This window comes from Amycolatopsis roodepoortensis (assembly GCF_024628825.1).
Taxonomy (GTDB): domain Bacteria; phylum Actinomycetota; class Actinomycetes; order Mycobacteriales; family Pseudonocardiaceae; genus Amycolatopsis; species Amycolatopsis roodepoortensis.
The window spans coordinates 6,056,140-6,080,343 of the sequence record NZ_CP102415.1 but is presented as its reverse complement, the minus strand read 5'-3'; the positions used below and the strand labels follow the sequence as shown (position 1 = coordinate 6,080,343).

Here is a 24,204-nt window from a genome sequence, read left to right as displayed (position 1 = left end):
CTGGCGGGCCATCACCCGCCCGGTATCCTGGTCGTCTATGCCCGCGCCATCCCTGGCGGACTGGCTGCGCCAGGAGTCCGACGACGCCCTCGCCGCACTGCTGCGCACGCGTCGCGACCTGTCCACGCCGCCCCCGTCCGACACCATCGTGCTCGCCACCCGGGCCGGCACGCCGGGCTCCGTCGCGCGTGCCTGCGAAGACCTCGACACCTTCACCCTCGCCGTCCTCGACGCCCTGCTGCTGGCCGGGGCGGACACCGAGCCCGTCGCCGCGGCCGAGGTCGCGCGGCTCGTGGGCAAGGAGATCGGCGAGCCGCTGGCGCTGTTGCGCAAACGGGCACTGGTCTGGGGCGAGGACGCCGCGCTGCGCGTCCCGCCCTCGGCCCGTGACGCGCTCGGCCCCTTCCCTGCCGGGCTCGGGTCGTCGTCGCCCTCGCTCGCCGGGGCGGATATCGAGGCCGCGCTCGCGGAGGTCGGCGAGGACGAGCGCGCCGTCTTGACGACGCTGGCGGCCGGGCCGCCGATCGGCCGGACCCGTGACGCGGCGGCCGACGTCACGCTGGAGCGGGCGCAGAACCCGGTCCAGCGCCTGCTCGCGCGCGGGCTGCTGCTGCGCCGGGACGACCAGACCGTCGAGCTGCCGCGGGAGATCGGGATCGCGTTGCGCGGCGGGTCGGTGTTCGATCCGGCGTCGCTGCGCGAACCGGAGCTCCCCACGCATCCGCATCAATCGTCCACAGTGGACACGACGGCGGCCGGCGAGGCGATGGAGTTCTTGCGCCAGACCGAAAGCATGCTTCGCGCGTGGTCGGAGACGCCGCCGCCGGTGCTGAAGTCCGGCGGGCTCGGGGTCCGCGAGCTCAAGAAGCTCGCCAAGGATCTCGACGTCGACGAGACACGGGTGACCCTGCTCGCGGAGATCGCGGTCGGCGCCGGGCTGGTGGCCGACAGCGAAGCGACCACGCCGGAATGGGTGCCGACGACGCTCACGGATTCGTGGCTCGCGTCGCCGACCGCGCAGCGCTGGATGACGATCGCCCAGGCCTGGCTCGAACTGCCCCGGCTGCCCGGTCTCGCCGGCGGGCGGGACGCGAAGGACAAGCCGATCGCGCCGCTTTCGGAAGACCTGCGCCGTCCGCTGGCGCCCACGTCGCGGCGGCGGATCCTCCTCGCCCTGGCCGCGCTTCCCGAAGGCGCGGGGGTGAAGAGCACCGACGAGCTGGTCGCCGCGCTCGCCTGGCGCGCGCCGCGGCGGGGCGGGCGGCTGCGCGACGAGACCGTGCGCTGGACGATGGCCGAGGGGGCGGCGCTCGGCCTGATCGGGCTCGGCGGGCTCACCACGGCGACGCGGGCGCTGCTGGCCGAGGACCGGCCCGGGGCGGTCGAGGCGATGATCGACGCGCTGCCGCGTCCGGTGGACCACGTCCTCGTCCAGGCCGACCTCACCGTGGTCGCGCCCGGGCCGCTGGAGGCCGAACTCGCGGCCGAGATGACCGCCGTCGCCGACATCGAATCCTCCGGGCACGCGACCGTCTACCGGATCACCGAGACGTCCGTGCGACGCGCGCTCGACACCGGGCGGACCGCGGGCGAACTGCAGCAGCTGTTCTCGACGAAGTCGGCGACGCCGGTGCCCCAGTCGCTGAGTTACCTGATCGACGACGTCGCCCGGCGGCACGGGCGGCTGCGCGGCGGGGCCGCCGAGTCGTTCCTGCGCTGCGACGACGCGTCGCTGCTCGCCGAGGTCATGGGGAGCCCCGTCGCGACCGAGTACGGCTTGCGGATGATCGCGCCGACGGTGCTCATCAGCGCGTACCCGCTCGCCGAAGTCCTCGACGCCCTCCGCGCCGCCGGGTTCGCCCCGGCCGCCGAAGGGCCCGACGGACGCGTCATGGACATCAGGCCGTCCGGACGCCGCCTTCCCGCGAAGGCGCGTGCCGCGCGTCGCGCGCCTGGCGAGCCCGCCGGGCTGACCGACGAGCAGGTCGGCAAGATCGTCGCGCACGTCCGGGCCGGCGACGCCGCTTCGGCGCGCCGCCGGGGCGAGACGGTGCGCGCGCCGCAGGGTGGCGGCGCCGGGGACACGTCCGCGACGCTGGCACTGCTGTCGCAGGCGACCATCGAGCGGCGCGAGGTGTGGATCGGGTTCGTCGACTCACGCGGGACGGCGAGCCAGCGGGTGGTGCGGCCGCTGCGGGTCGGCGGCGGGGTCCTCGAAGGGACCGACAACGAGCGCTACCCGTTGCACCGGATCACGTCGGCGGCCCTGGTGGAGGACTGACCCCTCCCGCATTCAGTCCTCTGAATGCGGGAGGGGGTCAGAGGGCGCGAAGGCCCTGAAGCACCCGTTCCATGAAAGCGCGTGAGGAAGAGTCGCCGAGGATCAGCTCGGTCTGGTGGATCAGCACCAGCCCGGCGTCCGCCATGTCGCCCACGAGCACCTTCACCACGCCCAGCGGCAGCCGCAGATGCGCGGCGATCTCCGCGATCGACCGGGTGTCCAGGCAGAGGTCGCAGATCTGGCGGTGCTCGGGAGTCCGCACGCCGCGGTACCGGCGGCCGTCCTCACTGGTCGAAACCAGCGCCTCCAGCGCCAGGTCGTGCGCGGTGCGGGTGCGCCCGCCGGTGCGGGTGTAAGGCCGGACCCGGGAGCCCGAAGCCGGCGGCAGGTAGACCGAGGCGGGGGCGACGTCGGCGTGCGCGGGACGCGGCGGCGACTGGCGGATCGGCGAAGACATCGAAGACGGCATCGATGGAGGCGCGGGAGGCGGCTCCGGCGGCGCGGCCGGGCGCCGCGGCATGACCGTGCTGATCGAGCTCAGCTCGAAGCGGCTCGGTGAGTCGAAGGCCTCGCGTTCGGTGCCCTGGTAGAGGGAGTCCCAGCCGGACGGTTCCGGTTCGGTGAATCCGGTGATCTTCATCGGTCACCCACGGACGCCGCCCTGCAGCTGCGCCCGCAGCTCGGGGGTGATCTGCTGGCCGACCCGCTCGACGAGCAGGGTCATCTCGTAGGCCACGGTGCCGATGTCGCAGGTCGGCGCGGCCAGCACGGCGAGTGACGAGCCGTCGGCGACCGACATCAGGAAGAGGTACCCGCGTTCCATCTCGACGACGGTCTGGTTGACCCCGCCCGCGTCGAAGCAGCGCGCCGCGCCGGCGGTGAGGCTGATCAGCCCGGAGGCGACCGCGGACAGCTGTTCGGCCCGTTCCTGCGGCAATCCGTCCGACGGCGCGAGGAGAAGCCCGTCCGCGGAGACCAGCACGGCGTGCGCCGCGCCGGGAACCCGGCGCGCGAAATCCGTGATGAGCCAGCCGAACGAGCTTTGCTGCCCGGATGCCGTCACAAGTCCCTCCTCGCTGCGTCAAGACCACCTGGGCGGCGTGGTCCGGGCGTCTTACGCCGACCTGCACCGATCCCGGTGCCGCCGAGCCGGAAGACGCCTCCACCCAGCGTATTCGTCCCGTCGATCGTGTCGAGCCCGCCACCCGGCCGCCGTCGCTAACCGAACGTGAACGTCCAGCCGCTCACCGCGTCGACCCATCGCGAACCACGCATTCGTGGGTCACCCCGTGGTGGCCGGGTGCGACCAGGCGTGAATCAGTGTCCGCGCAGGTCATCGGCGTCCTGGCCACCCGATCGGGCGAGGCCGGTGCCGGATCGCGTGAAAGGGATCGCCCCGCGTTCAGTCCGGCCGGTGACGCCACTCCCCGAAGCGGGTGAAGCCTGCCGAGTTCACTCCAACGGCCGCATCCGCTCCGGGCTTTCGTACCGCTTTCTACCCCCGCGCACCCTCTTGTGTCGCGTTATCCCGCGCGCAACGCCGAATCGTGTGCGATGGCGTGCTGCACGACCGAGATCAACACCTGCTTGGCGGACTCACGCTCCCGGGCGTCACAGGCCATGATCGGCACGGACGGCGAGATCGTCAGCGCGTGCCGGACGTCCTCGATCTGGTGGTGCAGCAGCCGGTCGAAGCAGTTGATCGCCACGACGTACGGCAGCTTCCGGTTCTCGAAGAAGTCGATCGAGGGGAACGCGTCGGCGAGCCGCCGCGTGTCGACCAGCACGACGGCACCGATGGCGCCGACCGCGAGGTCGTCCCACATGAACCAGAACCGGTGCTGGCCCGGCGTACCGAACACGTACAGCACCAGGTCCGAGTCCAGCGAAATCCGGCCGAAGTCCATGGCCACGGTCGTCGTCGACTTGTTCGGGGTGGCCGAATTGTCGTCGACGCCGGTACTGGCCTCGGTCATCATGGCCTCGGTGGTCAGCGGATCGATCTCCGAAACCGCTCCGACCAGCGTGGTCTTCCCCGAGCCGAATCCGCCAGCGACCACGATCTTGGCCGACGAAGTCGGTCCGGTCACCTGCGGCGCATTCGCGTCGGAGTCAAATTCTCCGAAGCCCACTGAGCACCCTCTCCATGAACTCGATACTCGGCCGGTCACCCACGTTCTGGCTGGCGCTGTGCACCAGGACCAGACCGAGGCCGGCCACGTCTCCGATCAGCACCCGGACCACGCCGAGCGGCAGGCGCAGCAGCGCCGCGACTTCGGCGACGGACCGGGTGTCCAGGCAAAGGTCGCAGATCGACCGGTGTTCGGGGACGCGCACCCGGTCGAGCACACGTCCCTGTTCGCTGGTCGAGATCAACGCCTCGATGGCAAGGTCGTACGTCGGCTTGGTCCGTCCCCGCGTGCGGAAGTACGGCCGGACCAGGCCGGAGGATTCGACGTCGGTGGTGTACTGCTCGTCGACGTACTCGTTCTGCGCCTGCTGCGGCAGTGCCGCGGCGAGCGGGTCGGCGGCGGCCGCCGCCCGGCGCTCCTCCTCCTTGTCGAAGGAGAACTTGGCGAACTCGCCAGAGTCGTAGAGCGGACCGCTGCCACCACCGAACAGTTCCGCCCCGGGGCCGCCGAGGAGGCGTTCCCGGTAGTCCGAAACGCTGAAATCGGCGGGTCCCTGACCCGCGTTCGAATCGGTCAGCCAGCGGGAGGCCTCGTCCGGGGACACGGGGTCGTTGTCCGACCCCTGTGCCCGCCGCGATCGCCATTCGCGGTCGACCCGGTCCCGGAAGGACGTCCAGTCCTCCCGGCCGTCGTCACGTTCCGACCACCCGCCGGAGAAGTCGTCACCGAGCCGGCCATCGCCCCTCAAGCGCCCGTCGTCCACGGCATTCTCCTCGGTTCCCGGTCGCTCAGCGGCGGACCGACGCGCCCTGCAGCTGCGCGCGCATCTCCGGTGTCAGCTGTTGCCCCACCCGTTCCACCAGCAGGGTCATCTCGTAGACGACCAGGCCGATGTCGCTCTCCGGCGAGCCGAGGACCGCCAGGCAGGACCCGTCGGACACCGACATCAAGAAGAGGAAGCCGTTGGCCATCTCGACCACCGTCTGCGCGACCGTGCCGCCTTCGAACACCTTCGCCGCACCGCGGGCGAGGCTCGTGAGCCCCGACGCGACGGCGGCCAGCTGATCGGCCCTGTCCTTGGGAAGTCCCTTCGAGGAGGCCAGCAGCAAACCGTCCGCCGACACCACCACGGCATGCGCCGCGCCCGGGACCCGGTGCACGAAATCCGTGATCAGCCAGGCAAAGCTGCTCGTGTGTCCTTTACCCTGCGCCTGGCCGCCAGGCTGCGCCGGACCACCCGGCTGCATCGCACCCGCCCGTGTCACTGTCACTCCTTACTGCTGTCATCGGCAGAGGTATCCCTGCCGGTCACCGGAACGCCGTTGTCATCCAGCGCATCGAGCGGGCGTTCCTTCAACGCGTGCCGTCCCGACGTGTAGCCCTTCTGGAAGCTTGCCATCCGACTCCGCGCCGCCGTCGCCGAGCGGGCGATCGCGCCCGTTCCCGGCATTCCGGAGGTCTTGTCGGCGAACGAGTCTTCCTTCTTCGGCTCGTTCCCGCCGATCGAGCCGGGGACGAGGTACTGGTTCGGCACCCGTTTGGGCAGGCCCGCCGGGGTGATCTCGTCGTTCCGGTCTTCGTACAGGACCTGCGCCGCCTGCCAGCCGTCGTCCGACGCGCTGCGCCAGCCATTGTCCTGGAGCACCGTCTCCGGCGGAACACTCCGCGGTGTCCGAGTGGGCAATGCCTCTTCGGAAGCGGATTCCGCCGCTTCGGCGCCACTGTCCGGAGTCCGCGCGGGCAGCTCGGACTCGACCGGCTCGGTGTAGGTGGTCGGGCTGTCGCCCCCGGCCTCGTCGCCTTCGCTGAACCAGCGCGAGAGCACCGACTGGTAGATCGGCAGCCGCCGGGTGGGCACGTCGTCGTCGAGCGCCGACTTGCCCGCTTCCGAAGACTCGGCGGTCTCCTCGGGCTTGTTCCGCGGCTCGACCGGGGTGTACTTCGGCTCCCGCTTCGGCAGCACCAGCGACGCGAACTGCGTCTCGGTGCCACTGGAGGCGCCGTCGCCGTTGGCGGGCGAGATGTCTTCGGCCGTCGGCCACGCCGGGGCCTCCTCGGCGGGCGTCGCCGGGCTGAGGAACGGCCCGGCCGCGTTCTTGCCCGCGACCAGGTCGTCGAGGCTGATCGGCTGGTCGAGCGGGACGAGCCCGCCCTGCTGCGCGACCGGTTGCGAAGCCGGGGGCTTCGACGGCGGCGGCGGGGTCATCTCCAGGCCGCGGTCGGAGGCGGGGATGTTCGGCAGCGAGGTCGACATCTCGGACACCGACGGCATCGAGGGGATCGACGTCTCCGAACGGTTCGCCGGCGGCGGGGTGTTGCGCACGCCGCCGGGCCGCATCTGCGTGAGCAGCTCGGCGGGCACGACGACCCGCGCGATCACGCCGCCCTCGATGTCCTCGTTCTCCCGCAGCCGGACCTCGATGCCGTGGCGGCGTGCCAGGCGCGCGACCACGTACAGGCCCATCCGCCGGGTCACCGAGACGTCCAGGTCCGGCGGGTCGGCGAGCCGCTGGTTGACCTCGGCGAGCCGCTCCTCGGTCATGCCGACACCGTGGTCGGTGACCTGGATGGCGAGCGCCTTCTTGCGGGTGATCACCGCGCGGACGGTCACCTTCGTCTCCGGCTCGGAGAAGTAGGTGGCGTTGTCGAGCAGTTCCGCGAGGACGTGCACGAGGTCGTGGATCGTCAGACCCTGGACGGCGACCTCGGGGACGATCCCGATCTCGATCCGGGCGTACTGCTCGATCTCCGAGACCGCGGCGCCGATGACGTCGGCGGCGGGCACCGGCTTGGGCACCGACTTCGCGAGACCGGCGCCCGAGAGCACCAGGAGGCTTTCACCGTTGCGGCGCAGCCGGGTGGCGAGGTGGTCGAGCTCGAACAGGCTGGCCAAGTGGTCCGGGTCCTGCTCGTCGGCCTCGAGCCGGTCGATGACGCCGAGCTGGCGTTCCACCAGCCGCTGCGACCGGCGGGACAGGTTCACGAAGATGCCGTTGACGTTCTCGCGCAGGAGGGCCTGTTCGGCGGCCATCTTGACGGCCTGTTCGTGGACGACGTCGAACGACCGCGCCACTTCACCGATCTCGTCACGCGAAGTGACGGGCACCGGCTCGACCGACCGCTTCGAGGCGTTGACCGGGTCCGGGTCGTCCAGGATCGCTTGCACGGTTTCCGGCAGCCGTGTGTAGGCGACGTCGAGCGCCGTCTTCCGCAGCACCCGCAGCGGGCGCAGCATCAGGCGAGCGATGACGAGCATCAGGAACAGCGCCGCGAGCAGGGCCAGCAGCACGATCGCGCCGCCGATCCAGGCCGAGTTGATCGCGTCGGTGGCCAGGCCGTCGGCCTGCGCCCGAAGCTGGCCGAGCAGATTGGTCTCGACCGCGCGCAGCTTGTCCAGCGCGACGCGGCTGTCGTTGCCGAGGGCGACGTTGTCGATCGCCGGCGGCTCGTTCTGCTGGTGCAGCGAGAACGCCATCGTGGTGATCCGGCGGCGGTCGTCGACCTCGGGGCCGGAGAAGGTGTCCGAGTAGAGCTGCCGCTGTTCGGGGCTGGCGTTGGCGACGAAGGCCGCCGTCGAGGCGTCGCCGCTCGCGACCGCCGAGCGGGCCTGGTCGAACAGGTCGCCGGGGAAGCCGGAGCGGAAGGAGGCGATCAGCAGCGCCGCGTCACCGCGGGCGATGAACTCCTTGCTCTCACTGATGGCCTGCACGGTGACGCCGAGCCGGAGGACGTCGCGGTTGGCCACCGCGGTTGTCACCTCGCGGCCGAGCTGGACCAGCGAGTCGAGGATGCCGGAGTAGGCGATGAGGACCGGGGTGTCGCCCAGCAGCGAGGTGTTCATCGCGCCGCGCAGCGGGCGCAGGGCGTCGAGCCGCTGCAGACCACGCGAGTAGCGGTCCCTCGTGTCCTGGTCGTCCGGGTTGATCTGGTTCGCCGAAGCGCGCAGGTCGTCGACGGCGCGGTCGACCTTGGCGATCTGCGCGTCGAGACCGTTCTGGCGCGACGGGTCGCCGGAGGCGATCTTGGCGACGGCGAGCGCGCGTTCGCTCTGCAGCTCGTGCACCACGAGCGTGATCTTGTCGGCGAACGCGACCTGGTCGGCGGTGTCCTGGAACCGCGCCGCCTCGTTGCTGTCGTCGATCACACGCAGCGTGCCGAGCGCGAGCGCCGTCAGCGTCGGAATGATCAGGATGGCCGCGAGCTTCGATCGCAGACGCCAGTTACGCAGGCCCAGGAACGACCCGGCCTTCCCGCCAGGACCGTCTCCGGTATCCCGCGCAGGGGCCCCTCCCACCCCCGCGGTGTCTTCGTTCGGCACCGCCGCACCACCATCATCTTCATCCGGGCCGGGAAAGCCCATTTTGGACATGCCGTTCTCGAGCTGGCCGTACTGCTGCTGTCTGGGTCGGTTGTCGGAGACCACTATCCGCACGCTCCCGTCATCCGGGAGGGACGCGCACGGCGTGAGTATCCACTCATCCGAATGAGGAAGTCGTCTTCGACGCGATCTCTCAAGTGCACTTGACCGAAACCCTGCTCGGTACCATTGGTCTGTTCGGCCTAACCCGCCAGTGCGCGGGCGCGCACCAGTGAAGCACGGACGTGTTCACCGTGTTTGACACAGAGTGCCTTGCACCTCGGGAAAGGTCCAGAGCGTTCGGCCATCCAAGGCACTCTCTTTCACTACATCAGTGGTCCACACCTCACTACCGGTGCATGAGGGTAGCGAACGGGCGGCCCAGATGTAACCCTTCGGTCAAGACCTACGAGTAAGCCCCGGACGGCTCTTGACCCGTCGGCGCTCAGTTGTCAACAAGTCCCCGGCGCGAACACGCCCAGTTGTGTTCACTTCTGACAAACAACCTGTTCGGGTGATCGTTACCACTTGGGATCATGGGATGACCACCCATTGTGAGCACAGTGTGTGTTCTCTACAGTGGGCCCTGACTTGAGACAAAGAGTCACTTCCGAATTCCACATCAGGCCACGTCATCACGTGTCCCTCCCCTTGATCAGGAGCACCACTTTGCTTGGCTCTGCAAGCTCGAAGAAGGCCTTGAGCGCCAGCCTGGGCCGTCGTGGAGCCCTCGCATTCGCGATGGCGGCCGCGGTTTCGGTATCGGTCAGCGGCTGCGGGCTCCTCGGCGGCGAGGATTCGTCCTCCTCCGGCGGCTCGGGGAACCTCGAGAAGTCGAAGATCAAGGTCGCCGTGATGTCGACCATCGACCTTGCCCCGCTCCGCCTCGCCCAGGACGGCGGCTACTTCAAGAACGAAGGCCTCGAAGTCGAGGCCATCGAAGCCGCGACCGGTCAGGTCTCGCTGACCAAGCTGATCGGCGGCGAGGTCGACATCGCGTACGCGAGCTACACGCCCTTCTTCATCGCGATGAGCAAGAACACCGCCGACATCAAGCTGGTCGCGGACGCCTCCTCCGCGGGCCCGAAGAGCACGATGCTGGTCACGCTGCCGACGTCCACGGTGAAGAGCGTCAGCGACCTGGCGGGCAAGAAGATCGGCATCACCGCGCCGAACACCGTGTCGGACACGCTGTCCAAATCGGTCATGAAGGACCACGGCGTCGACGCCAGCAAGGTCCAGTGGGTGCCGATCCCGCTGCCGAACGTCGGGACCGCGCTCAAGAACGGCGACATCGACGCCGGCTTCCTGACCGAGCCCTTCATCACCCAGACCGCGAAGCAGGCGGGCACCGTCCCGGTCGTGGACACCGCCACCGGCGCCACCCAGGACTTCCCCACCGCGGGCTACGGCTCGCTCGGCAAGTTCGTCTCGGAGAACCCGAAGACCGTTGCCGCCTTCCAGCGCGCCATGCAGAAGGCCACCCGGGACGCGGCGGACCGCTCCAAGATCGAGCCGCTGCTGGTCAAGTACGCCAAGATCGACCAGGACACCGCCGCGCTGACCACGCTGCTGACGTTCCAGTCCACCCTGGACCCGCGCCGTATCCAGCGCGTTCCGGACCTGCTCCTGCAGATGGGCGCGATCCAGAGCAAGATCGACGTCGGCCCGATGATCGCGGCCCAGGCCACGAGTTGATGACTCGCGGTCACCTCGAATTGCCCATCCACGCGGAATTCGATCACTGAAAGTAATGTTGTCCAAGCGGGTGATCAGGTGATCGGGCGAATGGCCTAAAATGATCACCCGCTCACGACACCCATTGTGAGCAGGTGGGCAAATCTCTAAGGTGACCGCGTGCCTGGCGAAATGAAGCCACGACACGGATGAAAAAACCCAACGGTGATTCATTGTTTCCGAGGAGCTGGCTTTGTTTCGAAACGCCATGAGCAGGAGCGGTGCACGTAGAGGACGGGGTGCCGTCGGCGTCGCCCTGAGCGCGCTCATGCTGGCCACGTTGGGCGCCTGTGGCGCACTCGGCGGCGAGGACACGTCGAAGGCGTCGGGCGGCGAAGGCGGACTGGAGAAGCCGAAGATCAAGGTGGCCCTGCTGCCCGTCGTCGACCTCGCGCCGCTGCGGCTGGCGCAGGAAGGCGGCTACTTCAAGGCCGAAGGTCTCGAGGTCGAAGCGGTCGACGCCCCGAGTGGCCAGCAGGCGATGACCAAGATGATCGGTGGCGAGGTCGACATCGCCTTCTCCACCTACATGCCGTTCTTCGTCGCGAAGAGCAAGGGCGCGGCCGACATCCGGCTCGTCGCCGACTCGGTTTCGGCCAGCCCCAAGAGCAACGCGGTCGTCACCGTGCCGACCTCCTCGGTCAAGACGATCAACGACCTCGCGGGCAAGAAGATCGCGATCACCGACAAGAACACCGCCTCCCACCTGCTCACCGTCTCGGTGATGAAGGACCACGGCGTGGACACCAGCAAGGTCCAGTGGGTGCCCATGGCCCTGCCGAACATCGCCGCGGCGCTCTCGTCGGGCCAGGTCGACGCGGGCTACCTGCCCGAGCCGTTCCTGACCCAGGCCTCGAAGGTCGTCGGCGCGACCCCGGTCGTCGACATCTCGACCGGTGCCACCCAGGACTTCCCCCTGGCGGGCTTCGGCGCGCTCGGCTCCTTCGTGGACAAGAACCCCAAGACGCTGGCCGCGTTCCAGCGTGCACTGGGCAAGGCCGTGCGCGACTCGGCCGACCGCTCCAAGATCGAACCCCTGATCGTCAAGTACGCCAAGGTCGACGCGGAAACCGCCTCACTGCTCACGCTGCCGACGTTCGGGTCCACACTGGACGCCCGTCGCTTGCAGCGAGTGCCGGATCTGCTGCTGCAGACCGGAGTGATCACGGCCAAGCTCGACGCCGCTCCGATGCTCGCCCCTCAAGCTGGATAAAGGTCAAGGTGCCACGACTTCTCCGTGCCCTGGCCGGTCTGGCCGGTTTCTTCCTCGTCTGGGAAGTGATCGTCCAGGCCGGCCTGGTCCGTAAAGAGTTCCTCCCCCCGCCGTCCGTCGTCCTGGTGACGATCTTCGAACAGTTCGGCGAGACCCAGTTCGTCCGGGACCTGATCGCCACGTTCCTCGCGTGGGCGATCGCCCTGCTGATCGCGGTCGCCATCGCCGTGCCCGCCGGCCTGCTGCTGGGCAGCATCCCCGGCCTGCGCACCGCGACCGCGGTCGTCATCGAGTTCCTGCGGCCGATCCCCGCCGTCGCGCTGATCCCGCTGGTGCTCCTGCTGATCGGCGGTGGCCCCGAAGCGAAGATCACGCTGGCCGTGTACGCGTCGTTGTGGCCCATCATGTTCAACACGATCTACGCGCTCGGCGAGATCGACCCCGTGCTGCAGGAGACCGCGAAAGCCTGCGGGACCAGCAAGTTCCGGACGTTGACGTCGGTGGCGCTGCCGCATACCGCGCCGTTCGTGTTCACCGGGGTGCGGCTGTCGGCCAACATCGCGCTGATCGCCGTGGTCAGTACCGAATTCCTCGCCGGCGCCAAACTCGGCATCGGCAACTTCATCATGCAGGCCAGCACCGGCTCCACCAGGTTCGACCTCGTGCTCGCCGGCACCGTGGTGGTCGGCGCGCTCGGCTTCCTCATCAACGGCGGGCTCGAGATGATCGGCAGGCGGGCGTTCCGCTGGAGCACGGTCGACCGGGAGGCGGTCTCGTGACGACCCTCACGCTGACCAGCCGCGTCGGCAGGCGCGTGGGCCGGGGTATCGGCATCCTGGTCCGCAACTGGCTGCTCTTCTTCGCGCTGCTGGGGATCTGGGAGCTCGCGACCCGGCTCGCGGAAAGCCCGTTCTTCCCGCCGCCGACCGAGATCCTGTCCGCATCGGTGAAACTCTGGTTCACCGGCCCGGCCTCACAGCTGTTCCTGACCGACACCGTGTTCGACAACGTCCTGCCGAGCCTCGGCCGGACGCTCGGCGGCTGGCTGCTGGCCGGCGCCCTCGGTGTCGCGCTGGGTGTCCTCTTGGGACGGTCGAAGACCGGGATGGACTACGTCGGACCGCTTTTCGCGTTCTTTCGCTCGGTGCCGCCGCCCGCGCTGATCCCGGTGTTCATCGTCCTTTTCGGACTCGGGCCGGGGATGCAGACCGGCTCGATCATCTTCGGCGCGATCTGGCCGGTGCTGCTCAACACCGTGGACGGCGTCCGCTCGGTGGACCAGGTGAAGATCGACACCGCGAAATCGTTCCGGACGCCCAGGTCGTACTGGGTCCGCTCGATCGTGCTGCCCGCCGCCGGGCCGAAGATCTTCGCTGGCCTGCGGCTGAGCCTCTCCATCTCCTTGCTGCTGATGGTGATCTCGGAGCTGGTCGGCTCCTACAACGGCATCGGCCGGTCCCTGATGGACGCCCAGCAGGCGTTCGACTTCCCGCTCATGTGGTCGTGGCTGGTCCTGCTCGGGCTCCTCGGCTTCGGGTTCAACGCGGCGTTCCTCGCGGTGGAGCAGAGAGTGCTTCGCTGGCAGCCCACCCGCAACGGCCGTCTCTAGTTTTCGAAGGGTCAGCAAGATGTCAACCATGCTCGAAGTCTCCGGGCTGAACCACCGGTACGGCGCGGGAGAAAAGGCGCACGTCGCGGTCAACGACCTGTCGTTCACCGTCGAAGCGGGACAGCTCGCGAGCATCGTCGGCCCGTCGGGCTGCGGCAAGTCCACGCTCCTGCGCTGCATCGCCGGGCTGATCAAGCCGACGTCCGGCCGCGTCAGCCTGCACGGTGACGACGTCTCCGGCGTGCCGGAGGATCTCGCCGTGGTGTTCCAGGACTACAGCCGCTCGCTGTTCCCCTGGCTCTCGGTCGAGAAGAACGTCGAGTTCCCCTTGCGGTGGCGTAACTTGAGCCGCTCGGAGCGCCGCACGCGGGCTCAGGAGGCGCTGGAGTCGGTCGGCCTGTCCGGGGTCGGTTCGAAGTTCCCGTGGCAGCTCTCGGGCGGTATGCAGCAGCGCGTGTCGATCGCGCGGGCGCTGGCCAGCCGTCCGGCCCTGCTGCTGATGGACGAGCCGTTCGCGTCGGTCGACGCGCAGACGCGGTTCGAGCTCGAAGACCTGACGCGGCGCGTGCAGCGTGAGAACGGCAGCACGGTCCTCGTCGTCACGCACGACATCGACGAGAGCGTCTACCTGTCGGACCGGGTGCTGGTGCTGTCGAAGTCGCCCGCGAAGATCGTCGCGGACCTGCCGGTCGGGCTGCCCGCGGAGCGGGACCAGATCACCACGCGCGAGTCGGCGGAGTTCGTGACGCTGCGCGGCGAGGTGGCGCGGCTGCTGCACGGCGGTGCTCCGGAGGCCGTCACCGCCGCTTCGGACGCGGCCGAGTACGAGCTGGCGCAGCAGGAGGCCGCTGCCGACGCCGAGGCCGCCGAGTCCGAGGTGCGCGCCAAGAGCTGAAAGTACGTGAAGGCCCCCTTCATTGCGCTAGGCGCAGTGAAGGGGGCCTTCACGTACTTCATGGAGTGGCCCCGGCGGCCTCTCTCAGTACAGCGTGCGCGGGTTCGCGTCGATGCGGACGTGCACCAGATGCGGCCGCTCGTCGGGCAGCGCGGCCTCCAGCGTCGGCTTGAGGTCCTCGGCCTTCTCTACGACCGACGTCCGCAGCCCCAGGCTCGTCGCCAGCGCGGGGAAATCGATGCCGCCGAGGTCGACGCCCGGCACCTTCTCGCCGCCCGCCGCCTCGCCGAGGATGCGCACGGCGGCGTACTGCGAATTGTCGAAGATCACGAACGTCACCGGCAGGTTGTGCTGCGCCGCCGTCCACAGTGCCTGGACGCAGTACATGCTCGACCCGTCGCCGAGGATCGCGACGACCTTGCGGTCCGGCCGGGCCAGCGCGGCACCGACGGCGGCCGGGAGGCCGTAGCCCAGCGTGCCGCTGGCGACGGTGAGGAAGCCGGTGTCGGTCGACTTGATCGGCAGGTGGTCGTGCAGTTCGTTGCGGTGGCTCGGCGTCTCTTCGACGACGATCGCGTCGTCCGGCAGCACCTCCGAGATCACGGAGTAGGCGAAGGCCGGGGTGATCGGCGTGACCGCGGCGGGCTTTTCCAGCCTGGTGCGGGGTTTCGGCGCCTCACGCGGCGCGGCGCGGTCCAGCAGCGCGCGGATCGCGAGCTTCGGCGTCGCGCGGATACCGGTGCCTTCCGCCGCCCTGGCGAGGATCTGCTCGTCGTCGCTGACCAGGAACAGCGGCGGCAGCGCGGTTTCCGACTCGCCCCGGTACACGTGGTAGGTGAACGCCGGTGCGCCGATGACGACCACGAGATCGTGCTCGGTCAGCGCGCTCGCGAGCGCTTTCCGTTCCGGCTGCAGGAATCCGAAGAACTGCGGGTGGTCCTCGGGGAAGGAGCAGCGCGCCCCCATCGGCGGCGCCCAGACCCCGGCGCCGACCTTCTCGGCCAGCTCGACGACGTCGGGCACGGCGCCCTCGCCGTCGATCCCGGGGCCGACCACGATCGCCGGGCGTTCGGCGGCGTCCAAGGCGGACACCAGTTCGTCCAAAGCGGACGGATCGGGCGCGAAACCCCGGATCTGCGGCCGCGAGATGATCGGCTTCGTGGTCTCGACGTCCCAGTCGTCCACCGGCACCGAGACGAACACCGGACCCATGGGTGCCTGCGTCGCGATGTGGTACGCCCGCGCCAGCGCCGCCGGGACGTCCTCGGCCCTGGCGGGCTCGCAGCTCCACTTCACGTACGGCTTGGGGAAGTTCGCCGCCTCGACGGCCCCGAGGAACGGATCGTCCGGCAGCAGCGACCTGGTCTGCTGACCGGCCAGGATGATCAGCGGGGCGTTGTTGCGGTACGCGGTGAAGATATGCCCGAGCGCGTGGCCGACCCCGCCGGCGGAGTGCAGGTTCACCAGCGCCGCGCGCCTGCTCGCGCGCGCGTACCCGTCGGCCATCGCGACGACGGACGCCTCGTGGAGCGCGAGCACGTAGGTGAAGTCGTCGGGCCATTCCGTCAGGAAGGCGATCTCGGTCGTGCCGGGATTGCCGAAAACGGTGGTCAGGCCCAGATCGCGCAGCAGTTCCCTGGTCGCGTCACGTACGGTGCGGGTAGCCATGGCCACACGCTATCTGGTCGCCCCCGGATAGTTGAAGATGCAACCTCGGATCACCGTATGTGGTCTGGACCTGACCCCCCGCGTACGTCCCACGCCCCGCATTTCGTCCTCTGAATGCGGTACTTGCACGCGCGGCCTACTCCTTGACCAGCGCCGCCCACTCGCGAACGGCGGCGACGTCCACAGTGTCCATGCCGGACTCCCAGCCGCCCGGCCGGACCGCGCTGCCGACGTGGAAAGCGCCGACCCCGCCCGCTCGCAACAGGTGCACCTGCTGCGCCCGGAGGCCGCCGCCGACCAGCAGCCGGGGCCCGTCCTCACGCCGGGCGAGCCGCTGCAGCACCGAAAGCCCGTGCGCGACGCCGTGCGGATGCCCGGCCGCGAGCACCGTGTCGCAGCCGAGGGCGATCAGCTGGTCGTAGGCGCGCAACGGGTCCCGCGCGCGGTCGATGGCGCGATGGAACGTCCACGGCAGCCCGTCGAGCTCCTTGACCAGTGTCTCGCAGGCTTCGACGTCGATTTCGCTTTCCAGGTCCAGGAAACCGAAGACGAACTCCCGCGCACCGGCGTCGATCAGGCGCGCGGCGTCCGCACGCAGTCCGTCGAGGTCGCCGGCGGCGAAGGACATGTTGTCGCGCAGCATGACCCGCACCGGGAGATCGGTGGCGCCGAGCACGTCGCGCAGCGTCTCGACCGACGGAGTGAGACCGTCGCTGGCCATGTCGCTGACCAGTTCGAGGCGATCGGCCCCGCCCTCCTGCGCGCGCTCCGCGTCCACCGCGGTCAGCGCGATCACTTCCAGCAGGCCGGTTTTCGAACTCATGGACCTTCCAATTCGCTTATGCCGAGGGGTTGTCGTCACCCCTGGCGTGGCGACCGCGCCGGAATCCGCCTTGCAGGCTGGTCATCCGTTCGCGGACCGCTTCGGGGGAAAGTGAGAGTATCGGCCTCTCCCCTCGCGGCTTCTCCGGCCTGTCGTCCTGCGACCGGGCCTCGGGAACGACGGCGGGCAGCACCGGCCAGGTCTCCTCCGCCCCGTCCTCCTGTTCCAGTTCGGCGGGCGTCGGCCACGCCGGTTCCGGTTCCTTTTCCTTCGGTTCCACCGGCTTCAGCGTCGGCTCGGTCGGCTCGTCCGGATCCGGCTCGGATTCCTCGGGCACGGTGTTCTTGACCGGCTCGAACGAAGGCAAGGAAGGCGGGCCGGGCTCCGCTGGCGAAGGCCCTTCGCGCGGGCCTCCGTGGTCGAACCACTGCGAAAGCACGCTCTGGTACTTGGGCATCCGCTCGGTCGGCGCGTCCAGCTCCAGATGGTCGACGGCGTCGTCGTCCGAAGACGGCCATTCCGGCTGGGTCTCGCGCTCGACGACGGGGGCGCGCCGCAGCGGGCCGGGATCCAGCACCGGCGCGAACCGCGACTCCTCGGCGTTCTCTTCCGGCTCGGGCAGCGGCGGGACTTCCAGCGGCGGCTCGGGTTCCGGCTCCGGGGCGACGACGGTGACGGGCACGGGTTCCGGTAGCGGCGCGGGCCGGGGCGCTTCGACGATGAGCTCGGCGGGGACGACGACCTCCGCGGTGATCCCGCCGCCGTCGGCGGACCGGAGCCGGACGTCGATGTGGTGCCGGATCGCCAGCGTCGCGACCACGAACAGCCCCATCCGCCGGGAGACCTCGACGTCGACGTCCGGCGGGTTCGCCAGCCGCGCGTTGGTCCGGTCGATCTCGGCCTGCGGCATCCCGGCGCCGTGGTCGGTGATCTCGATCTGCCATTCCCCGCGGCCGGTCTCGTGCCCCTCGACCTGCACCATCGTGCTCTGGTCCGAATAGCGGGTGGCGTTCTCCAGCAGCTCCGAGACCACGTGTACGAGGTCGTTGACGGCCTCGCCGCGCACCGCGATCCGCGGCGCCGGGCCGAGCTCGATCCGCTGGTAGTGCTCGACCTCCGAGAGCGCGGCGCCGATGATCTCGTCGGCGACGACGGCGCCGCCGTCCTCACGGACGACGTCGGTTCCGGACAGCACCAGCAGGTTCTCGCTGTTGCGGCGCATCCGGGTCGCGAGATGGTCGAGTTCGAAGAGCCCGGCGAGCGTGTCGGGATCCTGTTCGTCGGCCTCCATGCGGTCCAGCACGGACAGCTGCCGTTCGACCAGGTCCTGGCTCCGCTGCGACAGGTTCACGAACATCGCGTTGATGTTCTCCCGCAGCATCGCCTGTTCCCCGGCGAGCCGGACGGCCTCGCCGTGCACCGCGTCGAACGCGCGCGCCACCTGGCCGAGTTCCTCACGGCTGAACACCGGGACCGGGGCGACGGCCAAGCGCCGACGCAGGTTTTCGGGCTGCGGCTCGGGATCGCTCAGCAGTCCTTCGACGGCCGCCGGCAGCTGGTGTTCGGCGACGTGGAGCGCGCTGCGGCGCAGGATCCTCAGCGGCCGCAACAGCGAACGCGCGATGATCACCGAGAGCACCCCGGCGACGACCAGCACGCCGAGCACGATCCCGCCGTCCCAGATCGCGGACGTCCTCGCCCGTGCCGCGAGGGCGTCGGTGCGTTCCTGAAGCTGGACGAGCAGCGCCTGCTGCACCTGGTGGGCCAGGTTCACCGTGTACGTGGCCGAGGTGTCCCACTGGTTCGGGTCCAGCCCGCCGAGTCCCTGATCGTTCTCCGCGCGGATTAGCGCCGATTCGACCATGTCGTTGCCGATGTCGACGATCAGGCCGATGACCGTGTCGTCGTACATCCGCTGCTGCTCGGGGGTCGCGAACGTGCGGTAGTCGTTGCGGGCGGCGGCGAGTTCGGCCTCCGCGCCGAGCAGCGCGCGGGTCCGGTCCCGGTTGAGACCGCCCTCCGCGAGCGCGGCCGCCATGATCGCGCGTTTGACCGACATCTGGTCCTTGACCCGCGCGAGCGCGTTGCCCGCGAGGCGGAGCTTCCCCAGATCCGGGTCGGAGACGTCGGCGGCGGTGGAATCGCTGATGTCGAGCAGGCCGGAGATCAGGTCGCTGTAGGAACGCAGCACCGCGTCGGCGGGAAAAGCGGAGTGTTCCGCGGAAAACCGGAGCCCGGTCAGCACGCGCAGCCGGTCGCTGGTCTGCTGCAGGCTGGTCGCGGTGTTGCCGCCGAGCCTGCTCTTGCTCTCGCCGAGCGTGCGGTCGAAGGTGCCGATGGCCTCGTCGACGCGCTTGCGCTGCTCGGTCAGTTCGGAAAGGTCGCCCTTGCGGTCGCCGGCGACGAACCGGACGGTGAGGTCCCGTTCGCGCTGGAGCTGGTGCACGGCTTCGGCGACGGTGCTGTCGACGCGGCCGCGGGTGGCGAATTCGGCCAGCTGCCGCGCGTCCCGAAGATCGGAGTTGACCCGGAGCCCGACGAGGGCGACCACCGCGAGCGCGGGAATCAGGAGTACCACGAAGAGTTTGGTACGCAGGTGCCAGTTCCGCAGCCGCCAGCGTCCGCCGACACGAGGATGCCGTTCCGCCGCGTCGCCCCCACGGGGACGCTTGTCGCGACGGGCCACCTGGTTTCCTTTTCCCACCACGGGACCCTTTCCCATGGCTGACATCGGGGACGAGAGCCCGAACCTACTGTAGAGTAACAAGGTTCGAGAACGATCGAAAGCCGCGCCGTCGGGCGCCTCCCGCAGGCGATCGTATGGGGCGCGGACCATACGATCCAGCAGGAGGAGCACATTCTCTCGGTAGGTGAGCGGTGACGAAGATGCGCGTCTTGGCGATTCCGCTGGTAGCGGCGCTGCTGGCGACCGCCGGTTGCGGAGTGTTTTCCGGTGGTGACGCAAGTACCGACGCGCCACTCGAACGGACGGAACTGCGCATCGGCGTCGGGAGCCCCATCGACACCGCGCCGTTGCGGGTCGCCGTCGCAGAGGGGAAGTTCACCGCGGCCGGCCTGTCCGTGACCCTCGTCGAAGTTCCCGCCGACCAAGCGATCGGCAAGCTCTCCGCGGGCGAGGTCGACCTGGCGTTCGCCAGCGACGTGTCGATCTTCCGCGCCGCCGCGGCCGGGACGGCGCTCCAGCTGCAGGGCGAGGCGTACACCGCCGGCCGCAACACCATGGCGCTCGTCACACTTCCCGGCTCCGACTACACCGAGCCCACCCTCAAGAAGTCACCGAAGATCGCGGTGAACATGCTCGACGACGTCGGCGTGCTGGCGGCGCGATCGGTACTGGCGACCGCGGGCGTCGACGCGACCCGCATCCAGTTCAAACAGCACCCGTTCGACCGGATGCCCCAGGCGTTGCAGGCGGGCGAGGCCGACGCCGCGTGGATGGTCGAGCCGTACATCACCAGGGCCGAGAAGGAGCTCGGGGCGAGCATCCTCGCCGACGGCGCCCGCGGCGCGACGCTGGACTTCCCCATGTCGTCCTACGTTTCGACGGGAGCCTTCGGGCAGGCCAACGCCCGCACGCTCGCGGTCTTCCGCAAGGTGCTCGGCGAAGCGCAGGTGCGGGCGGCCGATCCCGCCGTGGTCCGCGACGCGCTGCCGTCGTTCTCCGACATCGACCGGACGACGGCCTCGCTGATCTCGCTCGGGACGTACCCGGTGTCCCTCAACGGCATCCGGCTGCAACGCGTGGCCGACCTGATGCACAACTCCGGCATGCTCGGCGCGCGGCTCGACGTGCAGTCGATGGTGGCGCGGCCCTAGATGTTCTCCCCGGTCGGCCTCAGGCACACGGTGCGCTCGGGCGGTCCGGTGTAGTGCAGGGCGGTGTCGTCCGACGAACAGGTGTACTCCGTCGAGCCCCGCATCACCGTCGCGCGCGCCTCCGCGCTGATGTCACTGCAGCGGACCTTCGCGATCCGCGTCTCGTGCACGACGTCGCGCAGGCAGTCCCCGCTTTCGACGTTCAGCGCGAGACAGAGCGTCTTTTCCGCCCTCTTGCTCGACGAACCCCCGTACAGCTCGAACTGGATGTAGTCGGCGCTACGGCAGTCCGACGAGCCCGTCCGCACCTCGTCGACCCGGAAGGTCGCGCGATCCGACGAGCAGCTGGCCGTCGTGTAGCTCTGGTTGCCGCCCGCCTCGTCGGTCAGATACAGGCATTTGCCCGCCTCGACCTTGGTGAACCGGCTCGACTGCGAGATCCCGAAGGCGAACAGGCTCCCCAGGCCCAGCGCGGCGACGACGCCCAGCACGATCGAGGCCTTGGCCAGCACGCTCAGCGGCGGCGGCTTGGGGAACGGTGTCGGCGGTACCGCCTCCGGCATCGACGGCAGCGGCGCGGGCGCGTTATACGGGTCGTACTCGGGCATCCCGCCGGTCGGTGTAGTCGTCAAGGTCCCCTCCAGTCACCTTCCGCACATCCTTCCACCAGCGGTGCCGCGGCGGGAGCCGGTGTGGCCGGAACGTATAAAGGAGGATGTGACCGATGGCCCGCTGATCGTCCAATCCGACAAGACCGTGCTCCTCGAGGTCGACAACAGCCAGGCCGACGACGCGCGGATCGCCATCGCGCCGTTCGCCGAACTGGAACGCGCGCCCGAGCACGTCCACACCTACCGGATCACGCCACTGGCGTTGTGGAACGCCCGCGCGGCGGGCCACGATGCCGAACAGGTCGTCGACGCGTTGACGACCTACTCGCGCTTCCCCGTCCCCCAGCCCTTGCTCATCGACATCGTGGACACGATGGGCCGGTTCGGGCGGCTGCAGATCGCGAACCACCCGGCGCACGGCCTGGTGATGTCGACCATCGACCGCGCGGTGCTGGAGGAGATCCTCCGGCACAAGAAGATCAGCCCGATGCTGGGCGCGCGCATCGACGAGGACACCGTCATCGTGCACCCGTCCGAACGCGGGCGGCTCAAGCAAGCGCTGCTGAAGGTCGGCTGGCCCGCGGAGGACCTCGCCGGTTACGTCGACGGCGAGGCGCACCCGATCGACCTCGCCGAGGTCGGCTGGGAGCTGCGCGACTACCAGCGCAAGGCCGCCGAGGCGTTCTGGGCGGGCGGATCCGGCGTCGTGGTGCTGCCGTGCGGCGCGGGCAAGACGCTGGTCGGCGCCGCGGCCATGGCGCACGCGAAGGCGACCACGCTGATCCTGGTGACGAACACCGTCGCCGGACGGCAGTGGAAGCGGGAGCTGGTCGCGCGGACCTCGCTCACCGAGGAGGAGATCGGCGAGTACTCCGGGGAGAAGAAGGAGATCCGGCCGGTCACCATCGCCACGTACCAGGTGGTCACGCGCAAGACCAAGGGCGAGTACAAGCATCTGGACCTGTTCGATTCGCGGGACTGGGGCCTGGTCGTCTACGACGAGGTCCACCTGCTGCCCGCGCCGGTGTTCCGGATGACCGCGGACCTGCAGTCGCGGCGGCGGCTCGGGCTGACCGCGACTTTGGTGCGCGAGGACGGGCGCGAGGGCGACGTGTTCTCGCTGATCGGCCCGAAGCGATACGACGTCCCGTGGCGCGACATCGAGGCGCAGGGCTGGATCGCGCCGGCGGAATGCACCGAGGTCCGGGTGACGCTGACCGACGCCGAGAGGCTCGCGTACGCGACCGCAGAGGCCGAGGAGCGGTACAAGCTGGCGGCGACCGCGGACACCAAGACCAAGGTGATCAAATCGCTGGTCGACCGGCATCCCGGCGAGCCGACGCTGGTCATCGGGGCCTATCTCGACCAGCTGGAGATGATCGGCGACGAACTCGACGCCCCGGTGATCCAGGGCGCGACACGGAACAAGGAACGCGAGGAACTGTTCGACGCGTTCCGGCGCGGCGAGATCAGGACGCTGGTCGTTTCGAAGGTCGCGAACTTCTCGATCGACCTGCCGGAGGCGTCGGTCGCGATCCAGATCTCCGGCACGTTCGGCTCGCGGCAGGAAGAGGCGCAGCGGCTCGGGCGGCTGCTGCGGCCCAAGGGCGACGGACGGCAGGCGCATTTCTACTCGGTCGTCTCGCGGGACACCGTCGACACGGAGTACGCGGCGCACCGGCAGCGGTTCCTGGCGGAGCAGGGGTACGCGTACCGGATCGTGGACGCGGACGACCTGCTGCGCCCGATGTAGGTCTTGCAGTCCTCGGCCCGGGTGCCGCCGCCGCGCTTTTCTCTTGAAGGCCGTGCCGCTCTCGTCCCAGGTACACCAGCAACCACAGCAGCCGCAGCGGCCGCGCGTGAAGGACCCCTTCCCTCGGCTCAGCCGAGGAAACTCGACCTTCACACCTTGCCGATCGTGGACGCGGACGACCTGCTGCGCCCGATGTAAGTACATGAAGGCCCCCTTCACTACCTTGAGGGTAGGCAGGAGCCCTTCACGGCACGGCGATCCTGCGCCGACGCGTTGCGAAAGCCACTTTCGCAACCTTCAACGTTGCGAAAGTGGCTTTCGCAACAGCACCTTCACCACCCGGCATGTCCACTGTGGACAGACCCTGTGGCCACTGTGACACCAGGGGCGCGTGAGGCACCGGTAGCGAGATCCCGCGAACGGGGTATCGAAAACTGTCGGTGCTTCGAACTAGTGTTCGGGTAGAGTCGACCGAACACCAGTTCGAGGGGAAGCCGATGACGATCGCACCGTTCCGTCCGGGTACGCCGCCCGTCCAGACCCTGCCGCCCGGCCGGTGGCACGGCCGGATCTGGGTTTCGGATCTGCCGCTGGCCAGGCCGGAGCGCTACACCGGCTGTGTCGCCGAGTTCGACCGCTCCGGTCTGTGGCCGGTGCTGATCCCGCACGACCAGCGCTTCGCCGCCAACGGCGAGGACTGGATCGACGACCGCGGCAGGCTCGCCCCCGCCGACCACCGGATCGCCTCGGTGGATCCGGCCGAGGTGCTGGCCCGCTGGTGGGACACGTCGTGCTGCGACGGCGCCTGCCTGCGCCCGTTCGGCGCGAAGTTCCCCGGGCTGGCCCGCCGTCCGTCGCGCCGGGCGGATCCGCTGGCCGAGGCGGGCAACACCGGGTCGATCCTGGCCGCGCGCGGGCCGCATCGGCTGGCGCTGGTGCAGACGGAGCGGCCCGCCGACATCCCGGCGATCCTCGGCTGGACGGGCATGATCAAGGCGACCGACCAGGTCCACGAACTGTCCGCCGTCCTGCGCAGCTGGGAAGACCGTTTCGGCGCGACGCTCACGGTGCTGGGCTTCGACTCGATGGAGCTGTCGGTGGCCGCGCCACCGCGCACCCAGGGCCGCGCGCTCACCGTCGCCGCCGAGCACCGGGCGTTCTGCCTGCCCTCGTTCGCCGGTCAGCCGGGCAATCTCCGCGAGTTCGCCGCCGGCCTGGTCCAGACCCGGAGGTGGCGGTTCTCGTGGGCGTGAGCGGGCGTTTGCACCGGCCGGAGAGGGGGAATCAG

Annotated in this window: 20 protein-coding genes; 9 read left to right on the top strand and 11 right to left on the bottom strand. The window is 69.6% G+C overall.

Annotated elements, in window-relative coordinates; translation table 11 throughout:
- Positions 1 to 37 precede the first annotated feature (37 nt).
- Positions 38 to 2,281 (top strand): helicase-associated domain-containing protein, encoded by a 2,244-nt coding sequence (locus tag NQK81_RS29045; RefSeq protein ID WP_257484041.1) that lies wholly within the window; start codon positions 38 to 40, stop codon positions 2,279 to 2,281.
- Between the two features lie 37 nt (positions 2,282 to 2,318).
- Here the strand turns inward: NQK81_RS29045 and NQK81_RS29040 are convergent, their stop codons facing one another.
- The 7 genes from NQK81_RS29040 to NQK81_RS29010 all read right to left on the bottom strand — a co-directional run bounded on the left by NQK81_RS29040 (position 2,319) and on the right by NQK81_RS29010 (position 9,636).
- Positions 2,319 to 2,921 (bottom strand): DUF742 domain-containing protein, encoded by a 603-nt coding sequence (locus tag NQK81_RS29040; RefSeq protein ID WP_257484040.1) that lies wholly within the window; start codon positions 2,919 to 2,921, stop codon positions 2,319 to 2,321.
- A gap of 3 nt (positions 2,922 to 2,924) precedes the next feature.
- Positions 2,925 to 3,344 carry a roadblock/LC7 domain-containing protein gene (locus NQK81_RS29035; RefSeq protein WP_005156190.1) on the bottom strand — a complete coding sequence of 140 codons (420 nt, stop codon included), beginning with the start codon at positions 3,342 to 3,344 and terminating at the stop codon, positions 2,925 to 2,927.
- 460 nt (positions 3,345 to 3,804) lie between these two features.
- Positions 3,805 to 4,413 carry a GTP-binding protein gene (locus NQK81_RS29030; RefSeq protein ID WP_007033392.1) on the bottom strand — a complete coding sequence of 203 codons (609 nt, stop codon included), beginning with the start codon at positions 4,411 to 4,413 and terminating at the stop codon, positions 3,805 to 3,807.
- Positions 4,394 to 5,176: a DUF742 domain-containing protein gene (locus NQK81_RS29025; RefSeq protein WP_125683850.1), complete on the bottom strand. Its 783-nt coding sequence runs from the start codon at positions 5,174 to 5,176 to the stop codon at positions 4,394 to 4,396. Before NQK81_RS29025 ends, NQK81_RS29030 begins: the two co-directional genes overlap by 20 nt.
- A 25-nt stretch (positions 5,177 to 5,201) precedes the next feature.
- Entirely contained in the window at positions 5,202 to 5,660 is a 459-nt protein-coding gene (locus tag NQK81_RS29020) for a roadblock/LC7 domain-containing protein (protein ID WP_085939650.1), read from the bottom strand.
- Positions 5,661 to 5,680: 20 nt separating this feature from the next.
- Complete coding sequence (locus NQK81_RS29015; protein WP_257489872.1) at positions 5,681 to 8,782, bottom strand: sensor histidine kinase; 3,102 nt, start codon at positions 8,780 to 8,782, stop codon at positions 5,681 to 5,683.
- A 623-nt stretch (positions 8,783 to 9,405) separates the two neighbouring features.
- A complete protein-coding gene (locus NQK81_RS29010; RefSeq protein ID WP_257484039.1) occupies positions 9,406 to 9,636 on the bottom strand; it encodes a hypothetical protein in 231 nt (76 codons plus the stop codon).
- On the opposite strand from NQK81_RS29010, the gene NQK81_RS29005 reads away from it, so the two are divergent.
- From NQK81_RS29005 to NQK81_RS28985, 5 genes are all read left to right on the top strand, one after another.
- Complete coding sequence (locus NQK81_RS29005; RefSeq protein WP_257484038.1) at positions 9,626 to 10,468, top strand: ABC transporter substrate-binding protein; 843 nt, start codon at positions 9,626 to 9,628, stop codon at positions 10,466 to 10,468. The genes NQK81_RS29010 and NQK81_RS29005 overlap by 11 nt on opposite strands.
- 247 nt (positions 10,469 to 10,715) lie before the next feature.
- Entirely contained in the window at positions 10,716 to 11,720 is a 1,005-nt protein-coding gene (locus NQK81_RS29000; RefSeq protein WP_321183049.1) for an ABC transporter substrate-binding protein, read from the top strand.
- A gap of 8 nt (positions 11,721 to 11,728) precedes the next feature.
- Complete coding sequence (locus tag NQK81_RS28995; RefSeq protein WP_126730393.1) at positions 11,729 to 12,499, top strand: ABC transporter permease; 771 nt, start codon at positions 11,729 to 11,731, stop codon at positions 12,497 to 12,499.
- On the top strand, positions 12,496 to 13,329 hold the full coding sequence (locus tag NQK81_RS28990) for an ABC transporter permease (protein ID WP_125683838.1): 834 nt from the start codon (positions 12,496 to 12,498) through the stop codon (positions 13,327 to 13,329). Before NQK81_RS28995 ends, NQK81_RS28990 begins: the two co-directional genes overlap by 4 nt.
- Positions 13,330 to 13,348: 19 nt before the next feature.
- A complete protein-coding gene (locus NQK81_RS28985; RefSeq protein WP_257484037.1) occupies positions 13,349 to 14,224 on the top strand; it encodes an ABC transporter ATP-binding protein in 876 nt (291 codons plus the stop codon).
- Between the two features lie 84 nt (positions 14,225 to 14,308).
- On the opposite strand, the gene mdlC is transcribed toward NQK81_RS28985, so the two are convergent.
- From mdlC to NQK81_RS28970, 3 genes are all read right to left on the bottom strand, one after another.
- On the bottom strand, positions 14,309 to 15,892 hold the full coding sequence (gene mdlC, locus NQK81_RS28980) for a benzoylformate decarboxylase (protein WP_257484036.1): 1,584 nt from the start codon (positions 15,890 to 15,892) through the stop codon (positions 14,309 to 14,311).
- Between the two features lie 136 nt (positions 15,893 to 16,028).
- Positions 16,029 to 16,715: a copper homeostasis protein CutC gene (locus tag NQK81_RS28975; RefSeq protein ID WP_257484035.1), complete on the bottom strand. Its 687-nt coding sequence runs from the start codon at positions 16,713 to 16,715 to the stop codon at positions 16,029 to 16,031.
- Positions 16,716 to 16,731: 16 nt separating this feature from the next.
- Complete coding sequence (locus NQK81_RS28970) at positions 16,732 to 19,401, bottom strand: sensor histidine kinase (protein ID WP_257484034.1); 2,670 nt, start codon at positions 19,399 to 19,401, stop codon at positions 16,732 to 16,734.
- Positions 19,402 to 19,592: 191 nt separating this feature from the next.
- Here NQK81_RS28970 and NQK81_RS28965 point away from each other — a divergent pair, with 191 nt between their 5' ends.
- Positions 19,593 to 20,552 (top strand): ABC transporter substrate-binding protein, encoded by a 960-nt coding sequence (locus tag NQK81_RS28965; RefSeq protein WP_257484033.1) that lies wholly within the window; start codon positions 19,593 to 19,595, stop codon positions 20,550 to 20,552.
- Here the strand turns inward: NQK81_RS28965 and NQK81_RS28960 are convergent.
- The gene (locus NQK81_RS28960; RefSeq protein WP_257484032.1) at positions 20,549 to 21,184 is read right to left on the bottom strand and encodes an LppU/SCO3897 family protein; all 636 of its coding nucleotides are present in this window, start codon (positions 21,182 to 21,184) and stop codon (positions 20,549 to 20,551) included. The genes NQK81_RS28965 and NQK81_RS28960 overlap by 4 nt on opposite strands.
- An 85-nt stretch (positions 21,185 to 21,269) precedes the next feature.
- On the opposite strand from NQK81_RS28960, the gene NQK81_RS28955 reads away from it, so the two are divergent.
- Together NQK81_RS28955 and NQK81_RS28950 are read left to right on the top strand one after the other, a co-directional pair.
- Positions 21,270 to 22,916 carry a DNA repair helicase XPB gene (locus NQK81_RS28955; RefSeq protein ID WP_126730379.1) on the top strand — a complete coding sequence of 549 codons (1,647 nt, stop codon included), beginning with the start codon at positions 21,270 to 21,272 and terminating at the stop codon, positions 22,914 to 22,916.
- Between the two features lie 497 nt (positions 22,917 to 23,413).
- A complete protein-coding gene (locus NQK81_RS28950; protein WP_126730376.1) occupies positions 23,414 to 24,169 on the top strand; it encodes a DUF4253 domain-containing protein in 756 nt (251 codons plus the stop codon).
- The last annotated feature ends 35 nt before the right edge of the window (positions 24,170 to 24,204 follow it).

Bases quoted from the DNA above. Each gene is read 5' to 3' on its own strand.
- NQK81_RS29005 (WP_257484038.1), top strand. From the start codon at position 9,626: ATGTCGACCATCGACCTTGCCCCGCTCCGCCTCGCCCAGGACGGCGGC.
- NQK81_RS28975 (WP_257484035.1), bottom strand. From the start codon at position 16,715: ATGAGTTCGAAAACCGGCCTGCTGGAAGTGATCGCGCTGACCGCGGTG.
- NQK81_RS29015 (WP_257489872.1), bottom strand. From the start codon at position 8,782: ATGTCCAAAATGGGCTTTCCCGGCCCGGATGAAGATGATGGTGGTGCG.
- NQK81_RS29010 (WP_257484039.1), bottom strand. From the start codon at position 9,636: ATGGTCGACATCACGGCGACCTTGATCTTCGACTTCTCGAGGTTCCCC.
- NQK81_RS28985 (WP_257484037.1), top strand. From the start codon at position 13,349: ATGTCAACCATGCTCGAAGTCTCCGGGCTGAACCACCGGTACGGCGCG.
- NQK81_RS29045 (WP_257484041.1), top strand. From the start codon at position 38: ATGCCCGCGCCATCCCTGGCGGACTGGCTGCGCCAGGAGTCCGACGAC.
- mdlC (WP_257484036.1), bottom strand. From the start codon at position 15,892: ATGGCTACCCGCACCGTACGTGACGCGACCAGGGAACTGCTGCGCGAT.
- NQK81_RS29020 (WP_085939650.1), bottom strand. From the start codon at position 5,660: ATGCAGCCGGGTGGTCCGGCGCAGCCTGGCGGCCAGGCGCAGGGTAAA.
- NQK81_RS29000 (WP_321183049.1), top strand. From the start codon at position 10,716: ATGAGCAGGAGCGGTGCACGTAGAGGACGGGGTGCCGTCGGCGTCGCC.
- NQK81_RS29040 (WP_257484040.1), bottom strand. From the start codon at position 2,921: ATGAAGATCACCGGATTCACCGAACCGGAACCGTCCGGCTGGGACTCC.
- NQK81_RS28950 (WP_126730376.1), top strand. From the start codon at position 23,414: ATGACGATCGCACCGTTCCGTCCGGGTACGCCGCCCGTCCAGACCCTG.